Below are 12,028 nucleotides of genomic sequence, written 5' to 3' on the forward strand. Positions count from 1 at the left end.
CTTAATATAAATGAACTGGTTACACCATACATTCCAGGAATACCCTGAGTTAGCCATCTTTCTTACACTGGCAGCAGGTTTTTATATTGGTAATATCCGGGTGGGTAAATTTTCGTTAGGATCCGTAACTGGTGTGTTGTTAATGGGGGTATTGGTGGGGCAAATGAACATTGCTATTTCCGCTAACGTAAAAGCTGTTTTTTTCCTGCTATTTTTGTTCGCCGTAGGCTATAGTGTGGGGCCACAGTTTTTCCGCGGACTCAAAAAAGATGGATTGCCGCAGGTGTTATTTGCCGTATTAATGTGCCTGGTGTGTTTGGTAGCGCCCTGGTTATTGTCGTTGATGATGGGCTATAACGTAGGCCAGGCTGCAGGTTTGATTGCCGGCTCCCAAACTATTTCCGCTGTGATGGGAGTAGCAGCAGATACTATTAACCAGGTGAATATATCCGCAGATCAGAAACAAATGCTGATTAATTCTATGCCGGTATGTTATGCGGTGTCTTATATATTTGGTACGGCAGGTTCAGCATGGCTGTTATCCAGTATGGCGCCACTTATGCTGGGTGGTATTGATAAAGTGAGAGCTGCCTGTAAAGAGCTGGAAAAAACCATGGGAGCCGGAGATCCGACACAGGACCCTGGTATGCGTTCTGCTTTTATCCAGGTTACATTCAGAGCTTATATGATAGGCCCGCAATCTATTGCTACAGGTAAATCTGTTCAGCAACTGGAAGCAGAATTACTGCAACGGGATCATCGTTTATTTGTGGAACGTATCCGTAAAACAGATAAGAAAATTATAGAGGCTACACCTGATTATATCATTCAGCGCGGAGATGAAATTGTGCTGAGCGGCCGGAGAGAATTTATTTTAGGAGAAGAACAGGGTATCGGCGCGGAGATTGCAGATGTTGACCTGCTGAATTTTCCAGTGGAAAATGTAATGGTATTTGTGACGAATAAAAATGTGGTTGGTAAAACAATAAGAGACCTGCGCACAAAAGAATTTATGCATGGCATACCAATACAAAGTATCAAGCGTGCCGGCATTTTTATGCCTGTTTATCCGGATACCATATTGGAAAAAGGCGATTATATGGAGTTGGTAGGCTATAAAAAAGATATGGAAAGAGCCATGGCACAAATTGGTTATGGTGATATTCCAACAGATAAAACAGATATGGTATTTGTGGGCGCGGGTATTGTATTAGGTGGCTTGGTAGGTGCTATGAGCATGAAAGTAGGTGGTGTTCCGCTCAGCTTAAGTACCAGTGGCGGCGCGCTGATCATGGGACTGGTATTTGGCTGGTTACGCGCTGTACATCCTACGTTTGGCAGAATCCCTGAACCAGCATTGTGGGTCATGAATAATGTTGGGTTAAATACTTTCATCGCAGTGGTGGGTATCACTGCCGGGCCAAGCTTTGTGGCCGGATTCAAAGAAGTCGGCTGGAGCCTTTTCGTGGTGGGCATTGCAGCTACTACCTTGCCGTTGCTGGTTGGTGTATTAATGGGTAAATATATATTCAAGTTCCATCCGGCGCTTATACTGGGCTGCACTGCAGGCGCCAGAACCACCACTGCTGCACTTTCTGCTATTCAGGAGGAAGTACAAAGCAAATTGCCTGCATTGGGCTATACTATTACTTATGCAGTAGGAAATACCTTATTGATTATCTGGGGAGTAGTGATTGTTTTGCTGATGACCTAACATACCCTATCAGAAATATTTCATTATAAATCAGATCCATCGTGAAAGCCAAATCTATCCACTATCTCCATATGTATACACGTTTAGCCGTTTGCGTTATTATGTTTGTTAGTATACATGCCCATGCACAAACGGATACCTCTCAGTATGGTAAGGGGCTTACCCGTAACATGATTGAAGGGGGTAAATATCAGGGCTTTCTTTTTACAGATGTAAAAGGAATCCGCCTGCAATTCAACGGATATGTGCAGGTAGATTTTATACATGATTTTATGGAGATGACTAACATCCATGCTTTCCAGCCGTCTACTATTCCGGTACCATCTTCTGCTGAAGGGAATACGGCTTTTTCCATCCGTCAATCCCGTTTTGCTTTTACGGCATATGGTGCGCCGGATGCGCGCGGACGTGCATTAAAAGCGGTACTGGAATTTGATTTGTGGGGAAGCCTTTCAGGAGCGCCGCGTTTGCGCCATGCTTATATACAGCATGGTAAATGGACATTCGGGCAATACTGGAGCAACTTTATGGATGGAGATAACTGGCCTAATATCATGGACTATTGGGGACCTAATGCTTACGTATGGACCAGGCAGGTGCAGCTACGATTTACACAGCAGTTATCTTCCTCCATGACATTTTCTGTTTCTGCAGAACAACCTGGTGGCGATCTTTCTATCCCTGATACCTGGAGCAACAGAACAATTTATCCGGATGTAACAGCTGCTTTTCAAAAGGATTTTGGAGACAAGAATGAGAGTCATGTTCGTTTAGCGGGATTATTACATCCTATGGATTATAAGAATGGCGATAAAGAGAAGAAAACAAGTATAGGTGGTGCATTTAATCTCTCCGGAAATATTAATGTGCAAAAAGATAACGATATCAAGTTTCAGTTTGCTTACGGTAGCGGCTATGCGAAATATAGTGAAGATATCAGTGGAGAAGGATATGATGCATATGGTGGTGTAAATGATAAAAGTGTAAAAAATATAAGCATGCTGGCTACCTGGTTGTATTATGATCACTTCTGGACAAAAAGCCTGGGATCTACCATAGGATGGGGTTACCTGCAATTGAACACACCGCAGTTTTCCATGCCGGCAGTGGGAACAATTAAGTCCACTAATTATGGTTCTTTTAATACTACTTATTACTTCACCAATTACTTTAAAATTGCCGGAGAAGTATTATACGGTATCCGGAAAGATACCGATAATAAAACCGGTGATAATTTGCGGGGTCAATTCAGTGCATTCTTCAAATTCTGATCATCTCCATAAATATAAAATATCATGAAAGTTTTTGTTACACTACTGTTGTTGCTCACGCTTGGCGTAACTGATACCTATTCCCGGCAGCGTGGCAGCACCCCGGACTATGGCGCCGTTATCAATGAGGCTTACAGATTATATAAGAATGAACCAGGTGGTAAAAATGCAGATTATATTCCTTTTCTGGCGAAAGTAAATTCTGATATGTATGGTATTGTGATTATTACCAAAGAAGGTAAAATATTCCAGGTAGGCGAAACCAAATTTGAATTTGGTATTGAGTCCATTGAAAAAGTTTTTACGCTTTGTATGGCGATGGAATTGTTCGGTGATTCCGTGATATTACAAAAAATTGGTGCTGATCAAACAGGATTGCCTTTTAACTCAGTGCCGGCTATAGAACTAAACGGGCAGAAACCTTCCAATCCGCTTGTTAATGCAGGTGCGATGGCCACTACCAGCTTACTTACCAGCTATTTTGGCAAAGCTGATGCATGGAGTAAAGTGAATGCTTACTTTGCAAAATTCGCGGGCAGAGAACTACCTGTCCTGGATGAGTTATATAAATCGGAAGCAGCCACCAATCAGCATAACCAGGCAATAGCCATGCTATTAAAATCTTACGGATACATGTATGATGATCCTTTATATGCCTGCGATTTTTATACAAAACAATGTTCCTATGGTGTAAATACCCGTGATCTGGCAATTATGGCGGGTACTTTAGCCAATGGTGGTGTGAATCCTATCACAAAAGAAAGACTGATAAAAGAAAAATATGTGCCTAAAGTGTTGGCTATTATGGGTACAACCGGGCTGTATGAAACAACAGGAGACTGGATGTTTAAAGTTGGATTGCCTGGTAAAAGCGGTGTTGGTGGTGGTATTATCTCAGTTGTTCCGGGCAGATTTGCCATCGCTGTTTTTTCACCGCCATTAGACAAAGCCGGTAATAGCGTACGTGCGCAGGAAGCCATCAAATATATTTCAGATAAATTAGCAGCGAATATTTATTCAGGAAGATAATTCTTTTGACAGGCAGGCGTAATTGGTGAATAGCACCAGAGGGCTCCGCTAGCTATTCACCATTATTTTTCACTGTTAATTCGTAAATTCATAAAACAAGTTATCACATTAACATGTTTTAGAGCTATGGACGTCAAGGATTACTACAAGGTATTAGGAGTAGAGAAAACTGCAACAGCTGAACAGATTAAGAAAGCCTACCGTAAACTGGCGGTGAAGTATCATCCGGATAAGAACCCCGGTGATAAAGCCTCAGAAGAAAAATTTAAAGAGATAAACGAAGCGTATGAAGTGCTGAGCGATGTAGAGAAGCGCAAAAAATACGATCAGTTTGGGGAAAATTATAAATATTACGAGCAGCATGGTGGCCGGCCGGAAGATTATGATTGGTCGCAATTTGGCGGTGGTGGCGGTCAACGGGGCGGCGGTTATTCCTACCAGGGTGGTAATATGGATGATATTTTTGGTGGTGCAGGCGGAGAGGGTAATTTCTCTGATTTCTTTGAACAGCTTTTTGGTAGTCGCTTTTCTGGTGGTGGCCGTAGGCAGCAACAGCAGGGTCCTGGCCGTGGACGCGATATACAGGCCACCATGGAAGTATCTTTGGAAGATGCTTACACAGGTGCCACCCGGCAGGTAGAAGTGAGTGGCGGCAGACTGAATATTAAATTGAAACCCGGTCTGTATGAGGGACAGGTGATCCGGTTAAAAGGAAAAGGTGCTCCGGGGCGTAAAGGAGGAGAAAACGGCGACCTGCTCATCTCCGTACACCTGGCACCACATCCGCAGTATGAACTGAAAGGACAGGATATTTATACGGATCTGGCGGTGCCTTTATATACCGCTGTGCTGGGAGGAAAACTGACAGTGCCTACACCAGGCGCCTCGCTGAATATGAACATCCCGGCAGGAACCGACAGTGGTAAGGTGTTTCGTTTAAAAGGTAAAGGTCTTCCTGCATACGATAACAATGGCGCTGCCGGTGACTTGTACATCAAGGCAATGATACACCTACCAAAAAAACTTTCCGACAAGGAAAAAGAATTGTTTCAGCAACTATCACAACTAAATGAGAATGGTCATGCTTAAACTTTTTGATTATCTGGAAGAAGTGATTGCAACAGAAAGAATATCGCAATTGAATAACCCGCAACTGTTGTATACTGCCAGCGAAATAATGCAGGAACTTGGTTATGGCCAAACCGGTATGGAGCAGGAACCACTGGACAGGGCCATGCATGCCTGTGCAGCGCTGCAGATCCCGGTTGATTATAATTTCAAAAAAGTATACTGCTTTAAAGACGGAGAAATGATCACCGACTGGCAGTTGTCTGAACTGGCTACTTATTTGTTCATGATCAATTGTAATCCACTGAATCCGTTTGTAGCAAAAGCGCAGCTGATATTTATGATGAAAGACCGGGTATGAGAGATATCAACAGGACCGGCATACTGATAGTGGTCATTATGGGCACTACCATGGCCGGCATTGACTCGAGCATTGTTAATATATCCCTGCCCGTTATGAGCAAGCAGTTTAACTGCACGCTGGACGAAATTGAATGGGTAATTACAGTATACATGCTGAGCTTTTCAGTATTGATGCCACTTACCAGCTGGTTGAAGAACAGGATCGGATTCTTTAATCTTTATATCGGCGCTATTTCCCTTTTTACGATAGGTTCCCTGTTATGCGCATTATCCACCAACCTGGATTCATTGCTGACAGCGCGCGTGATACAGGCATTGGGTGGTGGTGCTATGGCGCCTACTTCTATGGCCATCATTTCCTATATATTTCCTGCGCGGGTGCGTGGTACCGTATTAGGGTGGTGGGGATTGGGCAACCTGATAGGACCGGCTATGGGACCTACTTTGGGAGGTATACTCACCGAGAAATTCGGATGGCCTTCTATCTTCTATATCAATCTCCCTATTGGCATACTCACGGTGGTAATGGCCTTCAAGTACCTGGATGTATTGCGGAAGCAGCCCAAACTAAAGCTGCCATTTGATCTGACCGGCTTTGTGGCGCTTACCATCTTCCTGGTATGCCTGCAATTTGGTATTGCCAAGGCAGAAGCAGTGGGTATCACTTCTCCTGAAATATTGGTTACACTAACAATTGCGCTCATTGCATTTGCATTTTTTATTTGGATAGATAGTCATAAAAAGAGTCCTATCATTGATCTTCATTTGTTTACCAACTACTCTTTTGTAAGTTGTATCCTCGTTACTATATCCCGCGCTGCTGCGTTGTTTGGGGGCTTATTTCTCATGCCGTTCCTGTTGCAGGAGCAGATGGGATTTTCAGAAGGGGTGTCCGGATTACTGATTTTGCCTAACTCGGTTTGTATGGCGGCTTTAATGCCTTTTGCCGGCCGATGGTCCGATAAACATGGGTCCAGGCAGATTTCGCTGTTGGGTATAGCGCTGCTGGCTGCCTCTATGTACCTTTTTTCACTGCTGGATAAAGGCAGTAGTTTGACGGCGGTAATTACTGCTATGACCGTAAGGGGGCTGGGAATGGGACTATTGCTGGCGCCGCTGAATGCGGCCACGCTGAGTGCAGTAAGGCCCAGTGAAGTAACCATGGCCTCTTCCGTTAGTACATTGATGCAACAGGTAGGCGGTGCTATAGGAATCGCTGTACTGGCCATTGTTACACAGGCTACGTATAATAAACATGTGCTTGCGGGTGTCTCAAATCTTACTGCGCACCATTTTGCACTGAAAGAAGGTTTTCAGATTTCCCTGATCATATTGGTGGTAACATTAATCCCTGCCTGGTTTTTACCCCGTAAAAATGTGGTGTTAAAAGATGGAGAGTCGCATATTGACACATGATTTTCAAAAAAATGCATGATTATTGGGTGATATCGGAGAATTCTTTTAATACTTATGGCTGTAAATGGTAAGAAGCATATCCTGATGATTGATGATGATGAGGACGATTTTTTCCTGGTAAATTCTTTACTACAGGACATTTCGCCTGATCAGTATATTTTACAGTGGGTATCTTCCTATAAAGAAGGGTTGCTGGCAATTGAAACAAGAGCGCATGATCTTTACCTGGTAGATTACCGGTTGGGTGCTCATACGGGTATAGATGTGTTGCATCATTTCCGCAACCTGGGATATAAAGCCCCGGTTATATTATTCACGGGGAAAGGAGATTATCACATAGATAAAGAAGCCATGATGGCCGGCGCTGCCGACTACCTGGTGAAAAGTGAAATCAATGCAGCGTTACTGGAGCGCGCCATTCGTTATACCCTTGATAAGTTCAGTCACCTGTATACCATTGAAAAAAGTGAAAAGCGTTACTTCAGCATCTTCGAAAAATCCAATGATATCATCATCCTGGCCGACTGCGAACAAAAAATAGTGGCTGCTAATCCGGCTGCTCTCAACGTGTTAAAGTACGCCGAAGATGATCTGTACAATCATCACCTGCAAAACCTGTTTGCGGAAGAAAAAGTGATCCCCGATTTCCTGGACCAGCTTTGTAGTGAACACGGTGTAGTGCAACAGGAGTATATATTTCGTAATAAATCCGGGCAGCTGCTGGACGTAATGATGAATGCCTCCCTGCTCGATGAAAAAAAGCAATTGTTTTTGTGTATCATCCAGGATATTACAGAGCGTAAACGTAAGGAGCGTGAGAAACAGCAGCAGGAGAAATTTGCCATTACAGGCCGTATAGCCCGTTTAATTGCGCACGAAGTACGTAACCCGCTGACCAACATTTTACTGGCAGTGTCGCAGCTTAAAATGGACGAGGTATCGACAACAGAAGACGGGCAGCTGTACCTTGATATCATGGAACGTAATTGTCACCGCATTAACCACCTGGTAACGGAGTTGCTGCAGTCTACCCGCATGTCTGAGTTGAATATGTTGCCAATGGGCCTGAATGTGCTGACAGAAAAAGCTTTGCAGCTGGCTGCTGACAGGTTACAGCTCAACAATATTAACGTGGTAAAAGCACTTTGTGAACCCGATTGCCTGATGATGGCAGATGAAGATAAGATCCTGATTGCCTTCCTGAATATTATCATCAATGGCATTGAAGCAATGAAAGCCGGAGAAGGCCGGTTAGGAATTCAAACTTACCAGGAACAGGACAGGGTATTTATTCGTATAACCGATAACGGTAGTGGCATTCCGGAGCAAAACATGGTTAAATTATTTGAACCCTTTTTTACCAGCAAAACAAAAGGTACCGGGCTTGGACTTACCGCTACACAAAATATTATCCTGCATCATAAAGGTAATATTTCCGTAGAAAGTACGCCGGGAGCTGGAACCAGCTTCCTTATCAGTTTCCCCACCGCATAGTCGCTATTTTTTTCTCCGTTATCAATTAATTTAATATTAATTTTATTGCGTATTTCTATTTCATTTTAACCATCCCTATCAGAAAACCCTGATACTCCTCATATTAAAATATGATGGGTCTACGTATATCCGTTCTCGTGAAATTGCTAAACATTAATGTTTACCGGCTGTGAAGGACACCGGTGAATGACTATTTATCCGTTTTATGTACCAGTTTTATATCAATCAATGGAGGAAGAAAGGTCTGTTGACCATCCTGTTAATAGTATTGCTAAATTATTCATTTGCAGCTTCAGTTAATAACCATCATCCGGACAACCCGGCGGGTATGTTGTTTCCCGCAGAAATGGTAAATCTGACGATAACCTCTCCTCCCGTACCCTTTTACACAGCAGGTAGTCAGATTACTTTCGCTGCTGCGTATACAGCAAATATCTCGGTAACAGGTACACCCAGGCTGTTATTGGTGCTGAGTAATGGCGCTGTCGATTATGCAGATTATACCAGTGGAAGCGGTACCACCACACTTACTTTTACATATACAGTGAAAGCGGGGCAACAGAGCATGGGTTTAACCTTTGGGACTAATATGAATTTTGATGGAGGAGCTGCAATTAAGGATCCGACTGGTAACGATGCAAACCCGACATTACAAAATGCACCTATTGCAGCGGCCGGGGCAATTAATATAGATGCTGTTGCCCCAACGGCAACGCTTACTACCCCATCAACTTATGTAACCGGTTCTTTTGTGGTTACCATCGTTTTCAGTGAACCAGTATCCGCATTCTTTGTCAGTGGTATAACTGCTAATGCTACAGTGACTAACCTCACCAACATCACGTCTACTACCTGGCAGGTGACGGTAAACCCTGGTACCAATGGCCCGGTAATGCTTTCCCTGATGCCCGGTATAGCTACTGATGTGGCAGGCAATCAAAATACAGGGTCTCCTGTATTGACTGTTTTGTATAATAACAATCCGTTGTCTATTGCATTGAGTACAAATGCAGCGGCTGTGGTGAACGCTCCGTTTTTATTATACCTCAAAGCCAGCGCGCCGATCAAAGATGCAGATAACACTAAAGTCAGTATTGATAATGGTCCCGTAGGTACTATGCTTAAAGATCCCAATGACCCCAATCCAGGTGCCTATATTGTTTTGGTTACTCCGGATCATGAAGGCCTGGTAAATATTTCTGTGCCGCTCAACGTGTTTCATGACCCGCTTGGCAACGGTTTCCCGCCTTCTAATACGATCACCAAAACATATGATATTACACGCCCGGTGGTAACCCTCACTACGGCTGCAACGCGTGTTAATAAACCGTTCCGGGTTACTTACACCTGGAGCGAGCCTATTAGTAACTTTTTTGCTACTAATGTTATTGTTAATGGCGGATCTTCTGCTGCTATAGCAAATGTGCCCTCCAGTGTTACAGCGTACACCGCAGATATAACGCCATTAACAGAAGGCAATGTAACTGTTATTATAAAAGACAATATTGTTGCAGATGTAGCAGGCAATGGCAACAAAGCAGCTGTACCGCTAACTGTAGTATACGATAAAACGCCTCCGTTAATCGCTACCGTTCCGCCTTTTAACGTGTTGGAGAAAAGCCCTGCCGGTACAGTACTCGGTATATTAATAGCTACAGACGCCTCCAACATTATTCAAGACTGGAATATTACTACCAATACAGATCAGAATGGTAACGGCGTTCCTGATTTTGCTATCAACGCTGCAACAGGGCAATTAACTATTAATGATCCGGCACTGGATGCTCATAAGACCAGCCATGTTAGTATAGGCGTTAGCGTTAGTGACGGATTAAATACCAGCGCAGCAACAAACATTACTATCAACTTAATAGCGCTCAACCGTCCTCCTACAGCTATAGCACTGGATAACAACAGCATTGCTGAAAATAGTCCTGTTGCTGCACAAATTGGTATGTTGTCTGCCACTGACCCCGATGCTAACGAAACATTTGCATATACCCTTGTAAGTGGTGCTGGTAGCACAGATAATAGTCAGTTTAAGTTGACCGGTGACAAATTAGCATCCAATGCCGTCTTCGATTATGAAACAAAACAATTGTATAATATTCGTATACGCGTTACCGATAAAGGCGGATTATGGTTTGAGCAAACATTTAGTATTAATATAACAGATGTAAATGAACCACCGGTGATAGCCGCTATTGCTGATCAGGCTTTTTGTAATACGGGAACAGCGCAAAGCATTGCTGTTAGTGGTATCGGTCCGGGACCTGAAAAGAACCAGACTTATACTTTGTCTGTAAATGCAGATCAACCTTATTTCGATAATTTATCCATCAATGATAACGGTAACGGAAACGCCAGCATTCAGTTGCTGCTGAAGCCCGGTGTTAAAGGTAGTACACGGGTAACTGTAACAGTGAAAGATAACGGCGGTACCGCCAACGGAGGTGTGGATAAGGTAACGAATACTTTTATACTTACTGTTAATGAATTGCCTGTTCCGGTTATCAGGTGTGATGCCGGGGCAAGTATATCCAAAGGAACCGTAGTACATCTTACGGCCTCCGGTGGACTGGTATATGAATGGGCGGCTGCACCCGGCATTATAAACGGGCAGCATGCTGCTGAATTAACAGTAAGACCTATGCAGCCATCTACTTACCAGGTAACTGTTACCAACGTAGCCGGATGCAGTGCCAGCACTGGCTTTTCGCTGGCGGTAACAGACGATTATAAAGTAGCTGCCACTAATATTCTCACACCTAATGGGGATGGGAAAAATGATTACTGGGTGATACAGAATATCGACAGCTATCCACAAAATGAAGTAAAAGTATTTGACAGGGCCGGCAGATTGGTTTATAACGTAAAAGGATATACGAATAACTGGGATGGGCGTGTAAATGGCCATGCGCTGGCAGAAGGAACCTACTATTATATCATTGATCTCGGCACCGGTAAAAAAGTATACAAGGGTTTTATCACCATCATCAACGAACAATAAGTTTCTAATTTCCCAAAAACGATCAGGATGTTTCACATATATCAACAAGTAAGACGCAGCCTGTTTATCACAGTACTCATATTGCCTTTGTTTTTTTCTGTGTCCGCACAGAGCTGGTCTAAGGCAACTTCCCCATTGCAACCATTGTGGCTTACAGAATTATTCCAACGGTATCTTTGAGCTGGGGCTGATATTGCATTTATTCAGATAGGAATATTTGATGTTAGTGACCATCCTGTTTAATGATGTTAAAAGTTAAAACAGGATGGTCATTTTATTTCTCGTAACAGGTGATATGATAATGTAGCGGATCGGAGCCCCGCTGTTCGTTTATTCGTTTCCGTTGCCCTTTTACAATGATGCTTTGGGTATTCCCTCTTTTCGGAAAATGAGCACTATCTACTGTTAAGGTAATCGTTAATAATTCCACCGGCTTGTTCTCCAGGGATGCCAGTTCCTGTAAAAATCTTCTCAAAATGATTTCTATATTATCGTTATTTTCCATTATTTATTATCTGATAATTAGTTAATTATAAATATAGTATAATAATACTAATATTTATTGTACATAAAGGATCTGTATTTCCTTTGTAGTGGAAAAGGCTCACACTATGGTAAGAATCTGACGGGATTGCGTAAAGTGTACAATTTCCTGCGCACAGG

At 43.2% G+C, this 12,028-nt stretch carries 9 protein-coding genes; 8 read left to right on the forward strand and 1 reads right to left on the reverse strand.

The window, feature by feature from the left end:
- Window positions 1-10 precede the first annotated feature (10 nt).
- The 8 genes from aspT (at window position 11) to CLV51_RS06475 (ending at window position 11,365) form a co-directional block, all read left to right on the forward strand.
- The gene (aspT, locus tag CLV51_RS06440; RefSeq protein ID WP_106527156.1) at window positions 11-1,714 is read left to right on the forward strand and encodes an aspartate-alanine antiporter; all 1,704 of its coding nucleotides are present in this window, start codon (window positions 11-13) and stop codon (window positions 1,712-1,714) included.
- A gap of 41 nt (window positions 1,715-1,755) precedes the next feature.
- Window positions 1,756-2,985 carry a DcaP family trimeric outer membrane transporter gene (locus tag CLV51_RS06445; RefSeq protein ID WP_146151233.1) on the forward strand — a complete coding sequence of 410 codons (1,230 nt, stop codon included), beginning with the start codon at window positions 1,756-1,758 and terminating at the stop codon, window positions 2,983-2,985.
- Window positions 2,986-3,009: 24 nt separating this feature from the next.
- Entirely contained in the window at window positions 3,010-4,014 is a 1,005-nt protein-coding gene (gene glsA / locus CLV51_RS06450; RefSeq protein ID WP_106527158.1) for a glutaminase A, read from the forward strand.
- Window positions 4,015-4,140: 126 nt separating this feature from the next.
- Window positions 4,141-5,103 (forward strand): DnaJ C-terminal domain-containing protein, encoded by a 963-nt coding sequence (locus CLV51_RS06455; protein WP_106527159.1) that lies wholly within the window; start codon window positions 4,141-4,143, stop codon window positions 5,101-5,103.
- Window positions 5,096-5,443 (forward strand): damage-inducible protein D, encoded by a 348-nt coding sequence (locus CLV51_RS06460; protein ID WP_106527160.1) that lies wholly within the window; start codon window positions 5,096-5,098, stop codon window positions 5,441-5,443. Before CLV51_RS06455 ends, CLV51_RS06460 begins: the two co-directional genes overlap by 8 nt.
- A complete protein-coding gene (locus CLV51_RS06465; RefSeq protein WP_106527161.1) occupies window positions 5,440-6,861 on the forward strand; it encodes a DHA2 family efflux MFS transporter permease subunit in 1,422 nt (473 codons plus the stop codon). Before CLV51_RS06460 ends, CLV51_RS06465 begins: the two co-directional genes overlap by 4 nt.
- A gap of 54 nt (window positions 6,862-6,915) precedes the next feature.
- A complete protein-coding gene (locus tag CLV51_RS06470) occupies window positions 6,916-8,355 on the forward strand; it encodes a hybrid sensor histidine kinase/response regulator (RefSeq protein WP_106527162.1) in 1,440 nt (479 codons plus the stop codon).
- 205 nt (window positions 8,356-8,560) lie between these two features.
- Window positions 8,561-11,365, forward strand: a complete 2,805-nt coding sequence (locus CLV51_RS06475; RefSeq protein WP_106527163.1) for a T9SS type B sorting domain-containing protein — start codon at window positions 8,561-8,563, stop codon at window positions 11,363-11,365.
- Window positions 11,366-11,639: 274 nt separating this feature from the next.
- On the opposite strand, the gene CLV51_RS06480 is transcribed toward CLV51_RS06475, so the two are convergent.
- Window positions 11,640-11,870 (reverse strand): hypothetical protein, encoded by a 231-nt coding sequence (locus CLV51_RS06480; protein ID WP_106527164.1) that lies wholly within the window; start codon window positions 11,868-11,870, stop codon window positions 11,640-11,642.
- Window positions 11,871-12,028: the final 158 nt, after the last annotated feature.

This window comes from Chitinophaga niastensis, assembly GCF_003014755.1.
GTDB lineage: Bacteria > Bacteroidota > Bacteroidia > Chitinophagales > Chitinophagaceae > Chitinophaga > Chitinophaga niastensis.